The organism is Perlucidibaca piscinae DSM 21586 (assembly GCF_000420045.1).
Taxonomy (GTDB): Bacteria; Pseudomonadota; Gammaproteobacteria; order Pseudomonadales; family Moraxellaceae; genus Perlucidibaca; species Perlucidibaca piscinae.
The window spans coordinates 360,486-381,899 of sequence record NZ_ATUE01000006.1 but is presented as its reverse complement, the minus strand read 5'-3'; the positions used below and the strand labels follow the sequence as shown (position 1 = coordinate 381,899).

Here is a 21,414-nt window from a genome sequence, read left to right as displayed (position 1 = left end):
GTTTGCCACCCCGGCCAGGCTTTTAAGTACAATCCGCGCCATGACTGAACCCGCCTCCTCCGTTTTCTCTGCCTCATGGCCTGGCCTGGCCCTGTTGCATGCGGATGCGGAGTGCGTGGTGGTCAGCAAGCCGTCGGGCATCCACAGCGTGCCCGGCCTCGGCAGCGACAAGCACGACAGTCTGCTGACCCGCCTGCAGGCGGTTGATCCGCTGTTCCATGCCGTGCACCGTCTTGACCGTGACACCTCGGGGGTCATGGTGTTCGGCCGCACCAAGGCGGCCGTCCGCGCACTCGGCATGCAGTTCGAGGCGCGCACCGTGCACAAGCGCTACGTCGCGCTGGTTGCCGGCCTGGTGGCCGATGACGCCGGCGAAATCAATCTGCCCATGCGTTACGCGCCGGAAATCAAGCCGCGCCAGGTCGTCGATGCCGTCAATGGCAAGCCCGCCACCACACACTGGCAGGTGCTGGAACGCCGTGCGGACACCACCCTGCTGGCCCTGACCCCGGTCACCGGACGCACGCACCAGCTGCGCGTGCATTGCCAGGCCATGGGCCACGCCATCGTCGGCGACAGCCTCTATGCCAGCGAGGTCTGGCAGTGTGCTCGCGCGCGGCTGTGCCTGCACGCCAGCGAACTTTCCTTTGATCATCCGTCTAGTGGCGAGCGCATGCGCTTCGTGCTGCCGGAATCCTTCACCTCCTGACACTGCCAGACCCTGACATGAAGAACGCACTGCCTGCCCTTGGCCAACGCTGGATCTCCGATGCCGAACCCGAACTCGGGCTGGGCGTCATCGTCGAGGCCGATGCCCGCGCCATGACCGTGCTGTTTCCCCGCAGCGAGGAATCACGCGTCTATGCCCGCGCCAACGCGCCGCTGACGCGCATCCAGTTCAGTGTCGGTGATGACATCACCGACGTCGATGGCCAGACCTGGCAGGTCACCGGCGTCAGCGAGGCTCATGGCCTGTTCCGCTACCGCGTGCGCAGCCAGGACGGCAGCGAACGTGATCTCATGGAAACCCGGGTCTCGCCGGAACTGCGACTGTCACGCCCCAAGGAACGTCTGCTTGCTTCCCAGATCGATGGCAGCCAGTGGTTTCCGCTGCGCCTGCAGGCCGCGCGTGAACAGCAGGCGCAGGCACGCAGCACCACCCGTGGCCTGGCGGGCGCCCGCGTCGGCCTGATTCCGCACCAGCTCTCGGTCGCGCACACCGTGGCCCGGCGTCTGCAACCGCGCGTGCTGCTGGCCGATGAAGTCGGTCTCGGCAAGACCATCGAGGCCGGTCTCATCCTGCATGCGCAGATCCGTCAGGGCCGAGCTCAGCGCATCCTCATCCTGGTGCCGGACAGCCTGGTGCATCAGTGGCTGGTGGAAATGCGCCGCCGTTTCAACCTGGCCTTCAGCCTGTTCGACCTGACGCGTTGCGCGGCCATGGCGGAAAGCGGTGACAACCCCTTCCTCAGCGAACAGCTGGTGCTGGCGCCGCTGTCGCTGCTCACCGACCATCCCAATCTGCTCACCTCGGCCTGCGAAGCGCCCTGGGACATCCTCGTGGTCGACGAAGCCCACCACCTGGCGTGGTCACCGGAAGAGCCCAGCGTCGATTACGAAACCGTGGCCCTGCTCTCGGAAACCATTCCCGGTCTGCTGCTGCTGACCGCGACGCCCGAGCAGCTGGGTGTGGAAAGCCATTACGCCCGTCTGCACCTGCTGGATCCGGCGCGCTATCCGTCGCTGGAAGCCTTCCTCGACGAACATGACGCCTGGCGTGACACCCGCGATCTCGCCGACGCCCTGCTGGCCGATGCCCTCTCGCCGGCCCAGTCCGCCACGCTGGCACGCTATCTGCCGGATCTCGCGCTGCAGCTCGATGACGAACAGGGCCGCCGCGCCGCGCTCGATGCCCTGCTCGATCGCCACGGCCTCGGTCGCGTGCTGTTCCGCAACACCCGCGCCGCCGTCGGCGGCTTTCCAGTCCGTCGCAGTCACCCGGTGACGCTGCCGGTGCCGCCTAGCTACGTCCCCTGGGTCGCCAAGGGCGCGATCTGGCCGGAGACCCGCGTCGAGGAAGAGGTCTGGCTGGAAGAGGATCCGCGCCTGCCCTGGCTGGCCGGCTGGCTGAAAGCACACAAGCGCGACAAGTGCCTGCTGATCACGCGCACGGCACCGGTGGCCGAAGCCCTGGAAAACTGGCTGCGCCTGCGCGAGGGCATACGCACAGCGGTGTTCCACGAAGGCATGAACCTGCTCGAGCGTGACCGTGCGGCAGCGTATTTCGCCGACGACGACATGGGCGCGCAGATCCTGATCTGCTCGGAGATCGGCTCAGAAGGCCGCAACTTCCAGTTTGCCCATCATCTGGTGCTGTTCGACCTGCCTGACAACCCCGACCAGCTCGAACAGCGCATCGGCCGTCTTGATCGCATCGGCCAGAAGCACACCATTGAGCTGCATGTGCCCCTTCTGGAAAACTCCGCGCAGGCACGTCTGTTCCGCTGGTATGACGAGGCGCTGTCGGTATTCGCACGCTGCTCGCCCACCGCCGCCACCGTGCACGAACATTATCTCGGCGAGCTCAAGGGGCTGCTGCGCCCGAGTGCCGACGAGGCCCTGCTCGATGCGCTCATCGAGCGTGCCGCAGCCTTGCGCGCCACCCTGGAAGAAGACCTGGCCGATGGCCGCGACCGCCTGCTGGAGCTGCAGTCCTGTCGTGCCGACATTGCCGAGCCGCTGGTTGCCGCACTCGCCGCGCAGGACGCGGAAGAGCGCCTGGACCGCTTCATGCTGGCGGCCTGGGAGGCGTTCGGCGTCCACGTCGAGGACCATGGCGCGCACCGTACCTGGATTCTGCAGCCTGGTGAGCATCAGCTCATTGACGCCTTCCCCGGTCTCGATCCGGACGGCATGACCGTGTGTGCCTGCCGCGACACCGCGCTGTCACACGAAGACTGGCAGTTCCTGACCTGGGAGCACCCCATGGTCACCGGCGTGCTGGAGTGGCTGTCGCAGGCAGCCCAGGGCAGCGTGCAGGTTGCCGTGCTGCAGAAGACCTCGGTCAAGCCCGGCACCCTGCTGCTCGAGGCCTGGTACCAGGCCGACGTGCAGGCGCCGGCACATCTGGCGCTGGACCGCGTGCTGCAGGCCGAGCCGCTGCGACTGCTGGTCGATGCCCGCGGCCGTGATCTGGCGCCCCAGGTCGCGGCTGCCGGTCTGCAGCGCCAGCTCGTGGTGCCGGAAAACCGCTTGGCGCGCACGGTGATCAAGACCCATCGCGACGATGCCGATGCCTTGCTCAGCGCTGCCGATGTACTGGCCCAGCAGCAGCTGGCGAGCTGCCGTGAACAGGCACTGGCGGAGTGGGAGCGCATCGAGGGCAGCGAACTGGAGCGCCTGCAGGCACTGAAGGCGGTCAATCCGGCCGTGCGCGACAGCGAGATCCTGGCTCAGCGCGAGCGACTGCAAGCCGGCCGCAATGCCCTGGCCAGCCTGCACATGTCACTCTACGCGGTACGCCTGATCATTGCGGCCTGAGCGGCCCAGCGCCGCCAGGGTGGCTGGCGCACGGCAGTTGAGCAGCCGTGACGATGCCAGCCACTCGGGATCGGGGTAGTAGGAAAACACGAAGTGGCCCTGCTTCAGGGTGTCTATCATCTGCCGGGCAATGCCGCTGCGCACCGCCGGGCAACCCCAGCTGCGACCGAGCCGGCCGAGCTTCTGCACCACCTGTTCGTTCACGTAGGGGGCGCCATGCATGACGATGGCGCGTTCCTCGGCACGGTCGTTGAAGCCGGCATCCAGCCCCTGCAGACGCAGCGAATAGCCGTTGCTGCCGACGTAGGTCTCGCCGGTGCGAAACAGGCCGAGACTGGTGGCCAGGCTGTCTTTCTGGTTCGAGAAATGGCGCGTGTAGTTGTCGCCGGAGTTGCGGCCGTGGGCAACCAGCTCACGGAACAGCAGACGCTGGCGCTCGAGGTCGAATACCCACAGACGCGGCTCGCTGGATGCCTTCGAGTAATCGATCACAGCCAGGCGTGACGACGCGGCCATGCCGTTGTCGCCGGCGCACTGCAGGGCGTTCATGGCCAGCTGCAGCACGCTGGGGTCGAGATCGGGCGCGAGTCGGCTAAGGGCCGCGACAGAGGCTGGCGAGGCACTGGCAGTCAACGCGGTGGCAGACAGGGCCGTTGCCGCAAGCAGAGAGGCCGCTCGTTGGATGAAACGTGATCGCATGATGCATGCCCTCGTCGTTTTGCCAGCCGAGAGACATCCGGCCTGCCATTCAATCAGTATACCATGAGGTCAGTTTTCACCCATTTCAAGGGGACGTCATGGTTCCTCACCGCTTCCGCGCCTGCCGTCCGGCCACCCTGCTTGCCGTCCTTGCCCTCACGTTGAGCCCCGCCGCCCCGGCCGTCGCCGCTCTGGAAGCCGAACTCAGCGGCGTGCTCGCGCCCCATGACGTGCGCGCCTCGCTGAGCCTGAGCCCGGATGCCATGCCGCAGGCCGTCAGCCGCTTCTACCAGGCGCGTGACTGGCACAGCCTATGGGACAGACCGCGTCTGCGCAGCCTGCTGAGCGAGCTGGACGGCTTGCGTGACGACGGCCTCGACCCCGAGGACTACTTTCTCTCTACGCTGACCGCGCTGGAGAAGGACACCAGCCAGAGCGCCGTACTGCAGCGCGAACTGCTGGCCACCCAGGCCTATCTGCTCGCCGGCCGTGACCTGTTCCGCGGCAAGGTTGACCCGGTACAGCTGGATTCGCACTGGAACTTCAAGAGCCGCAGCATAGACCCGCTGGCCGGCCTCGATCTGGCGCGCGACGCCGCCGAGGCCAATCAGCTCGCCGACTTCTTCCAGCGTGCCCGCCCCACCCTGCCGCAATACGCCATCGTGCGGCGGGCGCTGGCGCGTTACCGGCAGCAGCTGGCCACGGTCGGCGAGTGGCCGCGTCTGCCCGCCGGCGCCTCGCTGCGCCCGGGCGACCAGGATGCGCGCGTCCCGGTGCTGCGCGAACGCCTGCGCCTGGCCGGTCTGCTGCCGGATGGCGGCAATGCCGACAGCCCGGTCTATGACGCAGTGCTGCAGGAGGCCGTGATGCGCTTTCAGAAGGAGTCCTACCTGACGGCGGACGGCATCGTCGGCCTGGCAACGGTCAATGCCCTCAATGTGCCGCTGTCGGCACGCATCGGCCAGCTGCGCGCCAACCTGGAGCGGTTGCGCTGGTTCGACCGCCAGAAGCTGCCACGCGCGGTCATCGTCGATCTGGCCGGCTACCGCATCCAGTATGTCGAGAACGAGGTGGTGCGCTGGCGATCGCGGGTGCAGATCGGTCGCAGCGTGCGACCCACGCCCATCCTGCAGTCACGCATCACGCACCTGACGCTGAACCCGACCTGGACCGTCCCGCCTACCATCTTCCGCGAGGACTCGCTGCCGGCCATCCGGCGTGATCGCGGCTACCTGACCAGGAACACCATGCAGGTGCTGGATGCACGCGGCAAGGTCATTCCGGCAGGCAGCGTGAACTGGTCGGCACCGGGCAACATCTTTCTGCGCCAGGCCGCAGGCCCGAAGAACTCGCTGGGCGAGCTGGTCATACGCTTCCCCAATGACGACAGCATCTATCTGCATGACACGCCGCACAAAAGCCACTTCAGCGACAGTCAGCGCGCGTTCAGCTCCGGCTGCATCCGTGTCGAGAACATCCACGAACTGGCCGTACTGCTGCTCAACGGCAAGACTGCCTGGACACGCGAACAGCTGGATGCCGCCTTGCAGGACCGGCGCACCCGCAACCAGTCGCTGGATCAGCAGATACCCATCCTGATTGCCTACTGGACCGTGGACATCGGCAACGACGGCCATGTCTCCTTCAAGCCCGATGTCTATGACCAGGATGCCCGCATTCTCGCGGCGCTGGACACGCGCCGCACCCTGCCCGTGCTGAATGCCCGCGAGAGCAGTCTGCCATGAGCTTCCTGATGACCTTCGAGGAGCTGCTGCCGATCACCAGTGCGGTCGGCATCGGCCTCATGGTCGGTCTGGAGCGTGAGCGCAAGAAAGGCGATGGTGAGGAACGCGGTGCCATCGGCCTGCGCACCTGTGCGGTGACGGCGCTGGCGGGGTATGTCGCCATGGTCATCGGCGGCATCGTGCTGCTGTCGGTGCTGCTCGCGGTCACCGGTCTGCTGCTGGGCGCCAGCTACTTGCGAAGCCGCGACCGCGACCCCGGGCTCACCAGCGAAATGGCCTTGCTGCTGACCGCCTGCCTGGGCGCCTTGTGCCGGCAGGATGCCGTGGTGGCAGTGGCCCTTGCGGTGATCCTGACCCTGCTGCTGGCCATGCGCGAGCCCTTGCATCACTTCGCCAAGCGCTGGCTGACCAGTGTCGAGGCGCGTGACGGCCTGATCCTGCTGACGGCGGTTCTGGTCATCCTGCCGGTGCTGCCCGATACCTATCTCGGACCGGATGAGTCCCTGAATCCGCGTGTGATCTGGAAGTTCACCGTGCTGCTGATGGTCATCAGTGCCATCGGCCATCTCGCCGTCCGCCTGCTGGGCGCCTCGCGCGGTCTGGCGCTGGCCGGCTTCTTCTCGGGCTTCGCGTCCAGCACCGCGACCATCGCCAGCATGGGCGTCCAGGCCAGAAGCCGGCCGGATCTGCTGCTGCCCTGCGTGACCGGTGCCGTGCTGTCGACCGTCGCCACCATCGTGCAGATGGGTCTGCTGCTGCTGGCCGCCTACCCGCCCGCCTTTGCCGCCATGCAGTGGCCGCTGCTGCTGGGTGGTCTGGTCGCGGTGCTCTATGGCGTGGCGTTCATGCGGCCCGGGCATGGCCAAGTCAGCCATGACGGCACACTCACGCCAGGCAGCATCTTCGATCTGCGCCTGGTCGGTTTCCTCACCCTGATGATCACCGTGATCAGCTGGCTGGCGGCAGCGCTGCTGGCCTGGCAGGGCGAGCACGGCGTGGTGCTGGCGACCGCGATCGGCGGCTTTGCCGATGCCCACTCCTCGGCAATCTCGACCGGTTCGCTGGCAGCCAGCGGCCGCCTGCCGGTGGACCATGTCGCGATTCCGGTGCTGGCCGCACTCAGCACCAACACGCTGTCCAAGGCCGTGGTGGCGTGGAGCAGCGGTGGTCGCGATTTCTTCCTGCGTGTGGTGCCGGGCCAGATTGCCGTGCTGACCGCGCTCTGGGCCGGTCTTCTGCTGACCTGAGTCAGCGGTAGCGGCCCATCTCGAAACGCTGGCCGGCACTGGCCAGATGCAGCACATGCTCGCCGTCAGCCAGCGTCTCGTCCTCGCACCATGACAGCAGCTCATACCAGGCATTGCGTCCGATCAGAGCATGCAGGCGGTCACGCACCAGCACATAGGGGGCGGGCTCGCCGTTGCGCTCCTCAAGCCAGACCGGATGATCGCGGCCTGCCACGATGACCTCGCCGGTGTTGCAGGTCAGCAGCACGCAGTCGACGCCTTCATGCTGCTCGCGGCTGACCGTGGTGATCAGGAACGGGGCATCGTCCACGCGGATGCGCCATTTCTCCACCGGCGTGACCAGGTAGTAATGATCGTCGACTTCGCGACGCAGGATGGAACTGAATATGTTGACCAGGCCCTGGCGCTTGATCACCGTGCCCTCGTGCACCCAGTCGCCGTTGCGACGAATCACCATGTCCATGTCGCCACTCAGGGCCGGGTGCCAGAGATGCAGCGGTGGCTTGCGCTGACCGGCGCAGGCCTGTTCAAGGCGACGCGCGACTCTGTCGGCGGCGCTGGCCGGCGAGGTATCGGTCTCGGTTGCCGGCATCATGGGTGTGCTCATGGTCATGGTGTTCCCCCGCCGGCCACAAGGCTCAGGCCTGCCGGCTTGCTGGTTCTGCAACGATTATCGCAGTTTCCGTCAGACCGATCGTCTTGAACCGCGACAAAACCGTACAAAAGACACGGCATTGCATTGGACTGCTCACGCCTTGCTTTTATACTACGCGGGTTTTGCGTCTGGTGCGGCTGCCCTGTCAGGGACTGCCCGGGCCCTTTGTCCTTTTGCGTGTAGGAGAACATCGTGGAAAGAGAAGCGATGGAGTTTGACGTTGTTGTGGTCGGCGGTGGCCCGGCGGGCTTGTCCGCGGCTATCCGTCTCCGTCAGCTGAGCATCGAGAGCGGTCACGAGATCTCGGTCTGCGTGGTCGAGAAAGGCTCGGAATTCGGTGCTCACATCCTGTCCGGCGCGGTCTTCGAAGCACGTGCCATGGAAGAGCTGTTCCCGAACTGGAAGGCCGAAGGCGCCCCGCTCAACGTGCCGGTCACCGGCGACGAAGTCTACTTCCTGCTGGGTCAGGAAAAGGCCGTGAAGACGCCGCACTGGGCCATCCCCAAGACCATGCACAACGATGGCAACTACATCGTCAGCCTCGGCAACGTGGTGCGCTGGCTGGCCACCAAGGCCGAAGAGCTGGAAGTCATGCTGTTCCCCGGTTTCGCCGCCTCCGAGATCCTCTTCAATGAAGACGGTTCCGTGAAGGGCGTCGCCACCGGCGACATGGGCGTCTCGCGCAGCGGCGAACAGAAGCATTCGTTCACCCCGGGCTACGAGCTGCACGCCAAGTACACCCTGTTCGCCGAAGGCTGCCGCGGCCACCTCGGCAAGCAGCTGATCAGCAAGTACGAGCTGGACAAGGATTCCGATCCTCAGCACTACGGCATCGGCATCAAGGAACTCTGGGAAATCGATCCGGCCAAGCACAAGCCCGGTCTGGTGCTGCACGGCGCCGGCTGGCCCCTGCTCGAGTCCGGCTCCACCGGTGGCTGGTGGCTCTACCACGCCGAGAACAACCAGGTCTCGCTGGGTCTGATCACCGACCTCTCCTACCACAACCCGTACGTGTCGCCGTTCGACGAGATGCAGCGTCTGAAGCACAACCCGGTGCTCAAGCAGTACCTAGAAGGCGGCAAGCGCATTTCCTACGGCGCCCGTGCCGTGGTCAAGGGCGGCCTCAACTCGCTGCCCAAGCTGACCTTCCCGGGTGGCGTGCTGATCGGTGACGACGCCGGCTTCCTGAACTTCTCCAAGATCAAGGGCAGCCACACCGCCATGAAGTCGGGCATGCTGGCCGCTGAAGGCCTGTTTGACGCCCTCAAGGCCGGCCGTACCGGTGGTGATGAAGTCACCGAATACGTCGACCGCTTCGAGGCCTCCTGGCTGTACGAGGAGCTGTACAAGGCACGCAACTTCGGCGCCGCCATGCACCGCATGGGCACCTTCATGGGTGCTGCCTACAACTTCGTCGAGCAGAACTGGTTTGACGGCAAGCTGCCGTTCAACATCCACGACACCACCCCGGACTACAAGACGCTGGACCTGGCCTCGTTCCACCAGCCCATCGAGTATCCGAAGCCGGACGGCAAGATCAGCTTCGACAAGCTGTCGTCGGTGTTCATCTCGAACACCAACCACGAGGAAGACCAGCCCATCCACCTGACGCTGAAGGACGCCAGCATTCCGCTGACCAAGAACCTGAAGCTGTACGCGGAACCGGCGCAGCGCTACTGCCCGGCCGGCGTGTACGAGATCGTCGAGCAGGCTGGCGAGAAGCGCTTCCAGATCAACGCGCAGAACTGCGTGCACTGCAAGACCTGCGACATCAAGGACCCGGCCCAGAACATCAACTGGGTGGTTCCGGAAGGTGGCGGCGGCCCGAACTACCCGAACATGTGATCGGGTGATTCGGTGTTGAAAGAAGCGGCCTCAGGGCCGCTTTTTTCATGCCTGCGATTCAGGCATCACGTGTGCCCAGCAGCAGGGAAACGCGGCTGACAAACTCCTCGACATGGAATGAATCCATGAATTCATTAGCGCCCAGGGCCACCGCCTCTTCCAGCTCGCGTACCGGACCGCCCGGTGTGCCTATCATCATCACCGGTACCGCGGCGAGCGCGGCATCTGCGCGCACGGTGTAGAGGGCGGCAAAGTCATCACGGGCCGTTCTGCCGGCGACGAGCAGGAGAAGTGCCGGTGGCTGCTCGCGCAAGCTGTCCATGTCGGACGCGACATCAACGCCGCGACGGACAGGCCAGCCTTGGCGCAGACAGCTACGCTCGACCAGATCATCCACGTCCAGATGTTCACCATAGAGCCAGATTGCAGCCACGATGCCCCCTCGGGTCTGAAACACCCCGTTCATCAGTGCGACAGTTAACCAACAATTTCACCATGACAACCGGTGGATAGCCTGCGAAACGTCACTTCATAATCGCCATAAATTACAGCATTAACTAACGTGATCTCATTAACAATCATGAGTTTGCCGAGCGAATCAACATGAAGCCCTGGTCTTGGCGTTTTTTATTGCAATCGCGTGAAGATGAGCCCGTACGGCCGCGTCTTTTCTTTACCGTTACCCTGCTGGTGGGCTTGTTGCTGACTTTTTCCACTGCGTACCTGCTGCATGAACAGCGAGCAAACTATATCCAGCAGGAAATCCGCGCACAATCGAGCGAGGCCGCGAACAAGATCCAGTCTCGCATGAAACTCTACGTCTACGGTCTTCTCGGTTTGCGTGGTGCATTTCTGGCACATCCGGGCGGTATGGACTATGAGGCATTTCACCGCTATGCCGCATCTCGCAACATTCATTCCGAGTTTCCTGGCATGCAGGGCTACGGCTACATCAAGCGGCTGCCACGGAGTCTGAGTGACGAACAGGTCAAGGCAGATGCTCTCAGCATGGGCATAACGATGATGAAGCTCAAGCAGTTCAATGCCGTCAACCGCGAACGCTGGGTCATTTACTTGCTGACGCCTGAAACGCCAAACAAACCGGCGATCGGTCTCGACATTGCTTCAGAGGATCGTCGCCACCGCGCACTTGTACAGGCCGCAAGTACTGGCGAGGCCACGCTCACCGAGCCTATTCACCTGGTACAGGTGGACAAGTCACGCAAAGGCTTTTTGCTGGTGCTGCCAGTCTATGCAAGCATCAAGACACCTGAAAGCCTGTCCGAGCGCGCCAACAAAGTCATTGGTTTGGTCAATGCCACCCTGATTGCCGATATGGTGCTTGGAGGATCCATACCAACTTCCATGGGCTTGAATGCGGCGGCTTATTCGCAGGCGGGCACACTGGTGCCATTTTTTCAATCGCCGGCGTTTGCTGATCCTGGCAGCGATCTGGTTTCTCATCAAATCGATGTGAGCCTTCTCGGACAACGCTGGCAGCTGACGTTCACGGCCTCGCCCTCCACGCTGGTCAGCCAGCAGATGTTGAAACCATGGCATGTGATTCTCATCGGCAGTCTGCTGAGCCTTCTGCTAGCGGCGTTGTTTCACAGCTATGCGCTCTTCCGGCATCAGCAAGTCACCGAGTGGACAAGCAAGGCACGTCTTTGGCGCATGCTCAGAAACACCAATGATGCCATTGTTGAAATCGATAGCGGAAACCGCATCACGGACTGGAACCAGGCTGGAACGAACCTGTTCGGCTATTCCACCGACATGGTCATGGGTCAGAATTTTCTGGACCTGCTGACAAATGAGACAAGTCGACAGTCTGTTCTCGAGCTACTCAACAACGTGCTCAGCGGATCGTCTGTTCAACATACTCGCTGCGAACTGACCCGCGTAGATGGTGCGACTCTGCATGTGGACTTCTCGGCGTTTAAGTCAGAGGGCACGCCTGCTTCAGTGCAAAAACGAGTTCTGCTCATTCATGATGTCAGCCGCGAGCATCAGGCAGAGTTGCAGATACGCCAGCTCAACAGCACGCTGGAACAGGAAGTCGCGCGCAGAACCGAGGAGCTGCAGATTGCCAAGCGCGACCTGGAAACCATTTTTGACGCCATGCCGTCGATGATCGGCTACTGGGACAAGAACCTCATAAACCGCGTTGCCAACAAGGCCTATCAGGTCTGGTTCGCTACCGACCATGGTGAAATTCATGGTCATCACATGAGTGAGTTGCTCGGGCGCGAGCTTTATCAGCAGAATCTGCCCCACATACGCAGAGTACTCGCAGGCGAAGCCCAGCAGTTCGAGCGCAGCATCACCTCCCGCGATGGCACTGTCCGGCACTCGCTGGCACATTACCTGCCAGACCGGATCGCTGGCGAGGTAGTCGGCTTCTACGTCATCGTGCATGACGTGACGGAAATCACTGAAAGCCGCATGCGCCTGGAGGCACTGGTGCAGCAGAACACCATCCTGCTCACCACCATCAACCAGCAGATGCTGTATTCGGTCACCGATGCGAAGGGCCGAATCATCGAGATCAATGACAACTTCACCAACATCAGTGGCTACAGCCAGGAAGAACTGATCGGCTCGAACCATCGTCTGATCAGCTCCAATACCCATAGCCGCGAATTCTGGCAGGAGATCTGGAAAACCATACGCTCGGGCAAGGCCTGGAGCGGCGAAGTCTGCAACCGTAAGAAATCCGGCGAACTCTACTGGGTAGACAGCGTGATCGCGCCGTTCTACGGCAGCAACGGCGAGATCGAACGTTACGTGTCGCTGCGCATCGACATCACCCAGCGCAAGAAGGCCGAACTCGAACTGCAACGCATCACCGCCTTGTTCCGTGAGGTGCTGGCAGCGGCAAGCGGCTTCTCCATCATCGCCACCGATGCCGATGGCATCATCACAGTGTTCAACCGGGGCGCTGAGGAAATGCTGGGCTACAGCGCCGAGGAAATGGTCGGCAAGCAGACACCCGCCCTCATCCATTGTCCGCAGGAAGTCGTCGCTCGCGGCATTGAGCTGAGCAGGCTGAGCGGCAGCAATGTGTCAGGATTCCGCGTCTTTGTGCACCTGCCCGAGCAGCACGGTGTCGAACGTAGCAACTGGCACTATGTCCGCAAAGATGGCCGACGGGTTCCGGTCTCTCTTTCGGTCACCGTGCTGCGTGCACCGAATGGCTGCATCACGGGCTATCTCGGCATCGCGCAGGACATTTCCGAACGCATCCATTTCGAGGAAGCCTTGCTTGAATCCAAAAACATTGCTGAAGAGGCAAGCCAAGCAAAGAGTAACTTCCTTGCCACCATGAGCCATGAGATACGGACGCCCATGAACGGCATCATCGGACTCTGCTACATGCTGGAAAAGCAAGCCCTGCATGCAACCCCGCTCGACATGGTGCGTAAAATCAAAATAGCGAGTCACCATCTTCTGAGCATCATCAATGACATCCTCGACTTCTCCAAGATCGAGGCCGGTCATCTTCAGCTCGAACGTGTCGCTTTCGATCTTCAGGAAACCATGGACAACCTGAGCAGCATTGCCCAGGGAGCCTTGGGCAACAAGCCGGTAACGGTCAACGTCAACCAGGTTCCCGATGAAGCGCGCTACCTGATCGGTGACCCGCTGCGCCTGAGCCAGGTGCTGACCAATCTTCTCGGCAATGCCGTCAAGTTCACCAACGCAGGTAGCGTATGTCTTGACGCCAATGTCGTCAGCCGTGGCAGCACCACGATCTCGCTGCACTTTGCCATCCGTGATACCGGCATCGGCATCCCCAAGGACAAGCTGGAGCTCATCTTCGACGCCTTCAGCCAGGCCGACAGCAGCATCTCCCGCAATCATGGCGGAACCGGACTCGGGCTAGCCATCAGCAAGCGCCTGGTGGAGCTCATGGGCGGTGTGCTGACGGTGCATAGCGTTCCGGGCCAGGGCAGCGAGTTCAGCTTTGTCATCGACTTTCAGCTGGACGCTGAAAGAAAGGCCGAAAGCCGCAAGCGTTTTGCTGACGATCCGGTGCTGCAGGAGCCGCAGGCGCTGGCAGGTCTGCGTCTGCTGCTGGTTGATGACAGCAGTCTGAACCGTGAGGTGGCTACCTTCATTCTGGAGCGGGCCGGTGCGCTGGTGGTGCAGGCGAGCGATGGCCAGGAGGCCGTTAACACCCTCAAGCAGGCTCCTGCCCTGTTTGATCTGGTGCTGATGGATGTCCAGATGCCGGTCATGGACGGCTATACCGCCACCCGTTGCATCCGCGACAACGCCGCCACGCGCCACCTGCCTGTACTTGCGCTGACGGCCGGCGCCTTCGAGACCCAGCGCGACCAGGCGCTGGCAGCCGGCATGAACGGCTTCATCGCCAAACCGTTCGAGGCCACCATGCTGATCAGCACCATCAAGGAACATGTCACGCAACCTGCCATTGCCGACAGCGTGGACTCAGCTGCCGATGATCCGGAACTGGAACAAATGATGGCCATGCTGAGAGGCAGCTTTGTGCACGACAGCCTGCCCCGGCATCTCGAAACCCTGCGTGGCAGCCGTCCGGATGTCGCGTCGGAGCGGGCCGATCTCGCCAAAAAACTGCACAAGCTGGCTGGCGAGGCCGGCACCGTAGGCCTGCTGCCGCTGAGTCGTCAGGCCCGGGCCCTCGAGCAACGCCTGCTGCAGTCAGATCAGCCAACTGACGGCGAGCAGGAAGCCCTCGCCGAACTGCTGCACAATGGCGAAATACTTCTCGCCGAAGCCCATTGAACCGGAGGCCGTCGCCATGTCGACACCGACCATACTCTACATAGAAGATGACCAGACCTCGGCGCAGTTGGTGCGCTTTCTCATGGAGCGCCAGGGCTACGCATTCCAGCATGCGTCCGACGGCCGGGCCGGTCTGGAGCTGGCCCGAAGTCTGCGACCCGATGTGATCATCCTGGATGTGCTGCTGCCGCTGCTCGACGGCTTCCAGGTGCTGGAAGCCCTGCATGCGGATGCTGAAACGGCACGGATCCAGGTGCTCATGCTGACCGGAAAGACCCAGTCCAGTGATATCGTCAAGGCGCTTGCCATTGGCGCCAACGATTATCTGCTCAAGCCCTTCCAGCCAGCCGAGTTGACCGCGCGCGTCAACAAGCTGCTGCGCAGCCGGGCTTGAGCTAACCAGGAAAAGATTACTCGTCATGCCTGATACAGAAATCACCCTGCAGCCCATAACCATCGTGGTCATCGTGCTGCTGCTCAGCTGTGTCGGCTGCCTGCTGACCAGCCTGGTGCTCAGATATTTCAGGCTCAAGCGGGAACAGCGGGCTCGTGACGTGGATGCGATCTGGCGCCCGTACTGCTTTGCCGCCATGGTCAATGACATGCCCGAACAGCTGCCGGCACTGAACCCTGCCGATGCGCGCATCGTGACCGACATCTGGCTGGACTGCGTCGAACGCATCAGGGGATTTGAAAGCACGCATGGTCTGGGTGTGCTGGCCATGCGCCTGCGCCTGCATGAACATCTGCTGCCCCAGCTCAGATCGGGAAAGACCGATCTCAAGCTGCAGGCACTGCTGGCGCTTGGCGCCATGAAGGACACCCGTGCCCTGCCCCTGGCCCTGTCCATGCTGGACAATGACTACCCGCTGATGTCTCTGGCAGCGGCACGTGCCCTCGTGGAAATCGATCCGCACAACGGTGTCGGCATGGTCCTTGACCGGCTCGACAACCCGGGCTGGCCTGCGCTGCGCATAGGCCAGCTGCTCAAGCTCGCACCTGCCAAGCTGCTGCATGCCGAGTTTGCCAAGGCACTGGAGACCTGGCCCGCGTCACGACTGGGCAAGCTGCTGGAAATTCTGCATGCGCTGGCCGAGTCCGAGTTTCATCAGGTCGCCAGACACGTCATGAAGCGCTTCCCGGATGACACCAGGCTGCTGGCCATCATCCTGCAACTCGATGATGACCCCGACCTTCACGCACTGGCGGTCAGAATGAGTCAGCATGAGAATGCCACGCTGCGGCGCAACGCGCTGGCCGCCCTGGGTCGTGTCGGCACCAGCAGGGACCAGGCCTTGCTGGTGTCGGCGCTGGACTGTGATGACTGGCAGCAGCAGCAGACAGCAGCGCGCGCACTGGCACAGTTGCCCGGCCTGCAGCGCGATGCCGCGCTGGCCCTGCTGCCCGGCCTGACGCATGAAAGCGCACGTCAGCATTGGCGCGAAGCCCTGTTCCTGCGTGGCTGGCTGCATTATTCCGAAAGCATCACTGACGGAACACTGTCATGAGCGAATGGTTGCTGACCCCGGCCAGCATGGGCTCCGGGCCCCTGGCCGTACTCACCAGCGTCATCTATCTGTTCTTTCTGATCTATCAGGTGATCGTGTTCGGCAGCTACATGTCACTCAACCTGATCGCCTTCAGCATCGTCCGTCATGTCACGCGCGGCGGCCGGGAAATGTACCTGCCACGTGTCTATGACGCAGCATTGCCGGGGGTCAGCATCCTGCTGACCGCGTACAACGAGGAGAAGCTGATCGCGACCTCGGTGCGCTCCCTGCTGCAACTGAACTACCCGCAGTTCGAACTGGTGGTCATTCATGATGGCGGCAACGACGACACCATCGGCATCATGATCCGTGAATTTGCCATGGAACCCTGCCCGATGGCGTTCCGCTACGAGGTGCCATGCGCCCCGATCAAGGCGGTGTACCGTTCCCTGCGCTTTCCCAACCTGGTGCTGATCGACAAGGTCAATGGCGGCGGCAAGGCTGACGCCAACAATGCCGGCATCAATGTCGCCAAATACCCGCTGTATTGCGGCATGGATTCCGACTCGGTACTGGAGCGTGACAGCCTGCTGCGCGTGGTGCGCATCTTCCTCGAACGCGAGGACACCATTGCCGCTGGCGGCACCGTCCGCATCGTCAATGGCTGCCGCGTGCACAACGGTCAGCTCGCCAACATCGGCCTGCCGAAAAGCCGACTGGCCAAGATGCAGGTGCTGGAATACATGCGCGCCTTCCTGTTCGGCCGGCTGGGCTGGTCACAGCTGGATGCGCTGCTGATCATCAGTGGTGCTTTCGGCGTGTTCAAGCGCGATACAGTGATCCGTGTCGGCGGCTACAAGTGCAACAGCCTGGGCGAAGACATGGAGCTGGTGGTTCGGCTGCATCGCTACCACATCGAGAACAACCTGCCCTATCACATCAACTTCGTGCCCGATCCGGTGTGCTGGACGGATGCGCCGGAAGACCTCTCAACCTTGCGCAAGCAGCGCATACGCTGGCAGCGCGGACTGCTCGAAGTGCTCAGCGAACACCGGTCACTGTGCTTCCGGCGCGGCTCGGGCACGGTGGGCTGGATCGCGTTTCCATTCATGATCGTGGTCGAAGCCCTGAGCCCCATGGTGGAGATCCTGGGCTTCATCTTCACCGTGCTGCTGTACTACGTCGGCTTCCTCAACCCGGAAGCCGCACTGATGTTCTTCCTGGCCACCATAGGACTGGGGCTGGTGCTGTCCTGCTCCGCCATCCTGCTGGAAGAGCGCAGCTTTCATGTCTATCCGCGCTTCAGCGACAGCATCAACCTGTTTCTCTGGGCCATCCTGGAGAATCTGGGGTATCGCCAGCTGATCAGCTGGTGGCGACTGGTGGGCACCTGGCACTGGCTGATCGGCAAGAAGGCCAGCTGGGGCGTGATGGCACGCAGCACGTCATGGGTCTCGGAGGACAGCAAGGGCGCCTGATGCCAGGTCGCCCTGCCGGCAGGCTCAGCCTGCCTGTTGCAGCGCATGCTCGATCAGGAACACGCGGTCTTCGCCGAAATACATGTCCTTGCCGACAAAGAAGGTCGGTGCGCCAAAAGCACCGCGCGTCGCGGCATCCTCGGTGGTGGCCTTGAGCTCGGCCTTGACGGCCTCGTCGGCAGCACGCGCCACCACCTCGGCTCCAAGCAGCTCGGCAAGCACCGCCGGATCGGCCAGATCACGATCGGCACCGCCCCAGTAGGCACGGTACAGGGTCAGGGTGGCCTCGGGACGCTGCTCCGGCGGCAGCGCGGTCAGGCAGCGCATGGCCAGCAGCGAATTGATCGGAAAGCGGGAAGGAAACCGGAACGGCTCGCCGTGATAGGCGAACAGGCGCTTGAGGTCCTTGAACATGTACTGGCCCTTGGCCGGATTGGCCGCCGGCATGACATTGCCGGAGGCCTTGAACACGCCGCCAATCAGGAACGGGCGCCACTCGACTTCGGCCAGTGCCTGCAGACGCGGAATCTGAAGGGCGGCAAGAAAGCTGTACGGGCTGGCGATGTCGTAAAAGAACTCAATGCGTGCAGACACGGAAACACTCCGGTGAAAATGGCGGTGCCCCGAGACTAGCGCAGTCCGGATCAGACTGCGAGCAAAGTCACTTGAGCACACCCAGCACGTCGACATGCCCGAGCAGCACCAGCGTGCCGGGCTCGCAACGGGAACCGTGCAGCGGCACGGTCCTGGCCGTCAGTGCCAGCCAGGATTGCGCCGGAATGTAGTGCGACAGATCGAAACGGTAGTGCCGACGCAGAATGCGCGTGCCCTTGAGCTTGAGCAGAAAGTGCTTGAGCAGGCGTTCGGCGAGCCAGCCGGACACCGGCGAAAGCAGACGGTAGACACTGCCTTGCCAGGGCGCGGCGAAGTTGTCGGCCTGCACCCGCAACCTGCCCTGCTGCGCCAGCAGCACGCGCTGCAGCGCACCATCGAGATGGAAGTCATCAATGCGGAAGTCGCCGCTGACGGCGACCTGTGCCCACGGCGTGGTGAACGCGATGTCCAGGGTCAGGCAGCCGGCATGGCAGGCAACACTCAGGCGGCGTATGTCACCCTGCACCACGTAGCGCAGCAGTGCTGCATTGATCACCGCATCCGGCAAGCGAAACTCGCGCGGCGTCAGCTCGGCCTGAACCCGGTTGCCGGTGCGACCCAGCGTGCTCAGCCAGTCCGTGATCACAACGTCGCCAGCAGCTTGACCTGGCTGCCGGAACCGTCGGCAAGCCGGGTGATCTGCAGCTCGCTGATCCGTATGCCCTGCTGTCGGCAGGCGCCGAGAAAGCTGTGCACGCCACCGGCCGGGGCCGAGGCGAAGACCAGGCGCATGCCCTCGCCGTCCTTGTCCATGCGCTCGATGGCCAGGCCGTTGGTGCCGGCAAGCGACTGCAGCTGCGGCGGCAGCGTATCGGGTGTCAGCGAGCCTCCCGAGGCAGCACCAGCCATGGCCAGCGCCGGGGCGTGCTGGCGGATGCGTGCCGCCAGTGCCGTCGCGGCGGCATGCTCCTCGCGCGCCGTCACCAGCGCACGATCGGCGGGCAGCCAGATGCCGAAGACACAGATCAGCGGCAGAAACACCACCAGCAGCAGCGTCAGGGCGCGACGATCGCGATCCCCCAGGCCCTGCCAACCTTCGGTGACACGGGCGCGCATGCTATCGAATTGATCTCGCAGCGACATTTCAGCGACCTCCCTGCTCGGCACCGGACTGCAGCAGCAGCGTGGCCTTGATGGCATTGTCAGCCGCCTGGCTGGTCTCTATCCGCGCACTCAGGCCACTGGCGATCAGACTGTTCAACCAGCGTTGCAACTCGCCCTGGGACGGGCCCATGACCTCGACACGGGTGCTGCCGCCACGGTAATCCAGACGCTGGATCTGCCATTGCGGGCCCGGGCTGGTCTGCGCCAGCCGCGAGAGGATCTGGTCGGCGGCCAGGTCTCCGGCGCGCTGCTGGCGGGCGGCAAACTGGCGTTCGAGATTGATGATGCGACGATCCTGCGGGAAGGCCTGGCGATAGGCCGCCTCGGCCTCGGCACGGGCCTGCTCGGTGGCCTGCTGCAGCTGACGGGCCTCCCAGCGCGCGAACCCGGCCTGCACCAGAACCACCAGCAGCGCGAGCGCCAGAACCCCGATCCAGACCCGCGAATAGCGCGCCTGGCTGCGTGGTGCCAGCTCGCCGGTCAGCCAGTTGGCGCGATGCTTGAGCCATTCCGAGGGCGGCTGGTGACGCAGCAGATCGCTCCAGTCCTGCCAGGGCGCGGGCGCGGCATGCACGCTGTCCGGCAGCGTCGGCAGCGTGCTGCCCTGCGGATGACGCAGGCGCACGGGCGTCTGCATCGGCCGTTGCGCCAGCAGCTGGGTCAGCACGGTGACGGCGTCCGCGGGCTGGATCATGGCAGCCTGACCGGGAGCGGTTTGCAGAAACACCTCGTTGCCGCTGGGCAGCCAGGCCCAGTTCTCGGCATCGGCACTGAGCAGCGCGGCTTCGGGGATGGCCGCCTTCACGCTCAGGCCGGCATCGGCCAGGCGTGCCAGCCAGCTCTCGAGCCAGTCACGACGAATGCCGCGCGCCAGCACCTGATGCTCATCCAGGCTGTCGAGCACCCAGTGCAGGCGCTCGAAATCCTCGGCCAGCGATTCCTCAGCCAGCGCCACCAGCGCGATGCCGGCCTCGCGCCGTTGCTTGGGCGTGGCGTCCAGGGTCAGCGCGATATCCAGTCCGGCCGGGGTGATCAGCACCGTCGGCAGGCCGCGCTGTGCGGCCAGCCAGGCACCCAGGTCGTCGCCCTCACGACAGATACCCAGGCGCTGCCAGCTGCCGGCAACGCAGCTGAGCGCGGTCAGTTCCCGCTGCCCCGGCGCCGGCAGGCGCAGAAAAAGCATGTCCATCAGGGAGTTCCTTGTTCTTCTTGATCTGGCTCGGAGGCCGCTGCTGCGGGCAGCGCCTCGAAAACCGGCACCCAGGCCGGGTTGCGCTCGTTGGCGATGACCGCGAGTTTAGCACCACGCTGCTCGCGCAGAATCAACGACCATGACTGTCGTTCGCGATCAGCCAGACGAATGCGCGTGTACAGCTCGAAATAGTCGCTGCGTACCGTGAGCAGGCGGCGCAGACGCGCCACGCTGTCGGCATCGACGCCGTTGAACAGCGGGTTGTCGAGAAACTCGTCGACCTTCTTCCAGCCGGCTGGCGGGCGGTTCTGCAGCAGAGCCAGTGCCGACGCCGGCGGAATCGACGGCAGCAGCGCTTCCAGCAGTGCCGGCGTGAGGAAATTGACGTTGAGCTGACTGGCGCGCGCTGGCAGCACCACCACCCACGGTGCCAGCGTGCGCAACACATCCTGGCTGTAGCCACGCACCAGGCGCAGCTCGCTGTAGGTGCTCAGCGACTGGTTGCCGGCACGGTAGGACGGACTCTGACGCAGGTAGTAGTCATCTTCGGCGCCCTGTGCCGAGAACGGCAGCGTGTCGGCATCCAGCCAGTCGATCAGGCTGTCGGCCAGCTCCGTGGGCAAGGCGTTGGCCTGCAGGATGGTGCGGTAGACCGCGACGGCATCGTCATTGAGCTGGCGACCGGACACCAGGCTGTTCAGGTTGAAGCGCGACTGGGCATCACGCAGCACCGGCATGATCACGCCGCCCGGTACCGGAAACGGCGGAAACGGCTGAGCCCAGAACTCGCCGGGATGATCGACGGTGCTGCCACCACGTGCGTCCTCGCGCAGGGCGGCCAGCGCGAACAGACCGGCTCCGCGATGGTATTCGGCCATCTGGTCCTGCTGCAGCTGTCCGCCGAGCTCGCGCTGCACGCGCATCTGCTGGCCCAGCAAGGCCACCACCAGCGTGGTCGCCAGGGCAGCCACCAGCAGCATGGTCAGCAGCGCCAC

Annotated in this window: 17 protein-coding genes; 9 read left to right on the top strand and 8 right to left on the bottom strand. The window is 63.6% G+C overall.

Annotation, left to right across the window (positions count from 1 at the left end):
- The first annotated feature begins 40 nt into the window (after nucleotides 1–40).
- Together F595_RS0105900 and rapA are read left to right on the top strand one after the other, a co-directional pair.
- Nucleotides 41–709: an RluA family pseudouridine synthase gene (locus tag F595_RS0105900; RefSeq protein ID WP_022955949.1), complete on the top strand. Its 669-nt coding sequence runs from the start codon at nucleotides 41–43 to the stop codon at nucleotides 707–709.
- Nucleotides 710–726: 17 nt separating this feature from the next.
- Entirely contained in the window at nucleotides 727–3,540 is a 2,814-nt protein-coding gene (gene rapA / locus F595_RS0105895; RefSeq protein ID WP_022955948.1) for an RNA polymerase-associated protein RapA, read from the top strand.
- On the opposite strand, the gene F595_RS0105890 is transcribed toward rapA, so the two are convergent.
- Complete coding sequence (locus F595_RS0105890; protein WP_026913279.1) at nucleotides 3,505–4,239, bottom strand: murein L,D-transpeptidase catalytic domain family protein; 735 nt, start codon at nucleotides 4,237–4,239, stop codon at nucleotides 3,505–3,507. The two genes, rapA and F595_RS0105890, sit on opposite strands and share 36 nt — an antisense overlap.
- A gap of 98 nt (nucleotides 4,240–4,337) precedes the next feature.
- Here F595_RS0105890 and F595_RS13015 point away from each other — a divergent pair, with 98 nt between their 5' ends.
- On the top strand, nucleotides 4,338–5,984 hold the full coding sequence (locus F595_RS13015) for a L,D-transpeptidase family protein (RefSeq protein WP_022955946.1): 1,647 nt from the start codon (nucleotides 4,338–4,340) through the stop codon (nucleotides 5,982–5,984).
- Nucleotides 5,981–7,231, top strand: a complete 1,251-nt coding sequence (locus tag F595_RS0105880) for an MgtC/SapB family protein (protein WP_022955945.1) — start codon at nucleotides 5,981–5,983, stop codon at nucleotides 7,229–7,231. The genes F595_RS13015 and F595_RS0105880 overlap by 4 nt, the downstream gene beginning before the upstream one ends.
- A gap of 1 nt (nucleotide 7,232) precedes the next feature.
- Here F595_RS0105880 and F595_RS0105875 read toward each other — a convergent pair whose 3' ends face one another.
- Complete coding sequence (locus tag F595_RS0105875) at nucleotides 7,233–7,838, bottom strand: DUF1285 domain-containing protein (RefSeq protein WP_169446965.1); 606 nt, start codon at nucleotides 7,836–7,838, stop codon at nucleotides 7,233–7,235.
- A 240-nt stretch (nucleotides 7,839–8,078) separates the two neighbouring features.
- Here F595_RS0105875 and F595_RS0105870 point away from each other — a divergent pair, with 240 nt between their 5' ends.
- Nucleotides 8,079–9,731, top strand: coding sequence for an electron transfer flavoprotein-ubiquinone oxidoreductase (locus tag F595_RS0105870; RefSeq protein WP_022955943.1), 1,653 nt, complete (start codon nucleotides 8,079–8,081; stop codon nucleotides 9,729–9,731).
- Between the two features lie 58 nt (nucleotides 9,732–9,789).
- Here F595_RS0105870 and F595_RS14165 read toward each other — a convergent pair whose 3' ends face one another.
- Nucleotides 9,790–10,164 (bottom strand): hypothetical protein, encoded by a 375-nt coding sequence (locus F595_RS14165; protein ID WP_156873812.1) that lies wholly within the window; start codon nucleotides 10,162–10,164, stop codon nucleotides 9,790–9,792.
- Nucleotides 10,165–10,334: 170 nt separating this feature from the next.
- On the opposite strand from F595_RS14165, the gene F595_RS0105860 reads away from it, so the two are divergent.
- Genes F595_RS0105860 through F595_RS0105845 form a run of 4 tightly spaced genes read left to right on the top strand, consistent with a single transcriptional unit; the run spans nucleotide 10,335 to nucleotide 17,469 of the window.
- Entirely contained in the window at nucleotides 10,335–14,501 is a 4,167-nt protein-coding gene (locus F595_RS0105860) for a CHASE domain-containing hybrid sensor histidine kinase/response regulator (RefSeq protein ID WP_084682846.1), read from the top strand.
- A 16-nt stretch (nucleotides 14,502–14,517) separates the two neighbouring features.
- Nucleotides 14,518–14,895 carry a response regulator transcription factor gene (locus tag F595_RS0105855; protein ID WP_026913276.1) on the top strand — a complete coding sequence of 126 codons (378 nt, stop codon included), beginning with the start codon at nucleotides 14,518–14,520 and terminating at the stop codon, nucleotides 14,893–14,895.
- A 25-nt stretch (nucleotides 14,896–14,920) separates the two neighbouring features.
- Nucleotides 14,921–16,009 carry a HEAT repeat domain-containing protein gene (locus F595_RS0105850; protein ID WP_022955939.1) on the top strand — a complete coding sequence of 363 codons (1,089 nt, stop codon included), beginning with the start codon at nucleotides 14,921–14,923 and terminating at the stop codon, nucleotides 16,007–16,009.
- The gene (locus F595_RS0105845; protein ID WP_022955938.1) at nucleotides 16,006–17,469 is read left to right on the top strand and encodes a glycosyltransferase family 2 protein; all 1,464 of its coding nucleotides are present in this window, start codon (nucleotides 16,006–16,008) and stop codon (nucleotides 17,467–17,469) included. The genes F595_RS0105850 and F595_RS0105845 overlap by 4 nt, the downstream gene beginning before the upstream one ends.
- A 24-nt stretch (nucleotides 17,470–17,493) precedes the next feature.
- Here F595_RS0105845 and F595_RS0105840 read toward each other — a convergent pair whose 3' ends face one another.
- From F595_RS0105840 to gspK, 5 genes are all read right to left on the bottom strand, one after another.
- On the bottom strand, nucleotides 17,494–18,063 hold the full coding sequence (locus F595_RS0105840) for a 2-hydroxychromene-2-carboxylate isomerase (RefSeq protein ID WP_022955937.1): 570 nt from the start codon (nucleotides 18,061–18,063) through the stop codon (nucleotides 17,494–17,496).
- 67 nt (nucleotides 18,064–18,130) lie between these two features.
- The gene (locus F595_RS0105835) at nucleotides 18,131–18,709 is read right to left on the bottom strand and encodes a hypothetical protein (RefSeq protein WP_022955936.1); all 579 of its coding nucleotides are present in this window, start codon (nucleotides 18,707–18,709) and stop codon (nucleotides 18,131–18,133) included.
- Complete coding sequence (gspM, locus tag F595_RS0105830) at nucleotides 18,706–19,179, bottom strand: type II secretion system protein GspM (RefSeq protein ID WP_022955935.1); 474 nt, start codon at nucleotides 19,177–19,179, stop codon at nucleotides 18,706–18,708. Before gspM ends, F595_RS0105835 begins: the two co-directional genes overlap by 4 nt.
- A gap of 28 nt (nucleotides 19,180–19,207) precedes the next feature.
- Nucleotides 19,208–20,416 carry a type II secretion system protein GspL gene (gene gspL / locus F595_RS0105825; protein WP_022955934.1) on the bottom strand — a complete coding sequence of 403 codons (1,209 nt, stop codon included), beginning with the start codon at nucleotides 20,414–20,416 and terminating at the stop codon, nucleotides 19,208–19,210.
- On the bottom strand, nucleotides 20,416–21,414 hold the full coding sequence (gene gspK / locus F595_RS0105820; RefSeq protein WP_026913273.1) for a type II secretion system minor pseudopilin GspK: 999 nt from the start codon (nucleotides 21,412–21,414) through the stop codon (nucleotides 20,416–20,418). Before gspK ends, gspL begins: the two co-directional genes overlap by 1 nt.

Excerpts from the sequence above, each read along its gene's own strand:
- F595_RS0105900 (WP_022955949.1), top strand. The coding sequence starts at position 41 with ATGACTGAACCCGCCTCCTCCGTTTTCTCTGCCTCATGGCCTGGCCTG.
- F595_RS0105850 (WP_022955939.1), top strand. The coding sequence starts at position 14,921 with ATGCCTGATACAGAAATCACCCTGCAGCCCATAACCATCGTGGTCATC.
- F595_RS0105860 (WP_084682846.1), top strand. The coding sequence starts at position 10,335 with ATGAAGCCCTGGTCTTGGCGTTTTTTATTGCAATCGCGTGAAGATGAG.
- F595_RS0105880 (WP_022955945.1), top strand. The coding sequence starts at position 5,981 with ATGAGCTTCCTGATGACCTTCGAGGAGCTGCTGCCGATCACCAGTGCG.
- F595_RS0105845 (WP_022955938.1), top strand. The coding sequence starts at position 16,006 with ATGAGCGAATGGTTGCTGACCCCGGCCAGCATGGGCTCCGGGCCCCTG.
- F595_RS0105875 (WP_169446965.1), bottom strand. The coding sequence starts at position 7,838 with ATGAGCACACCCATGATGCCGGCAACCGAGACCGATACCTCGCCGGCC.
- rapA (WP_022955948.1), top strand. The coding sequence starts at position 727 with ATGAAGAACGCACTGCCTGCCCTTGGCCAACGCTGGATCTCCGATGCC.
- gspL (WP_022955934.1), bottom strand. The coding sequence starts at position 20,416 with ATGGACATGCTTTTTCTGCGCCTGCCGGCGCCGGGGCAGCGGGAACTG.
- gspM (WP_022955935.1), bottom strand. The coding sequence starts at position 19,179 with ATGCGCGCCCGTGTCACCGAAGGTTGGCAGGGCCTGGGGGATCGCGAT.
- F595_RS13015 (WP_022955946.1), top strand. The coding sequence starts at position 4,338 with ATGGTTCCTCACCGCTTCCGCGCCTGCCGTCCGGCCACCCTGCTTGCC.
- F595_RS0105855 (WP_026913276.1), top strand. The coding sequence starts at position 14,518 with ATGTCGACACCGACCATACTCTACATAGAAGATGACCAGACCTCGGCG.
- F595_RS0105890 (WP_026913279.1), bottom strand. The coding sequence starts at position 4,239 with ATGCGATCACGTTTCATCCAACGAGCGGCCTCTCTGCTTGCGGCAACG.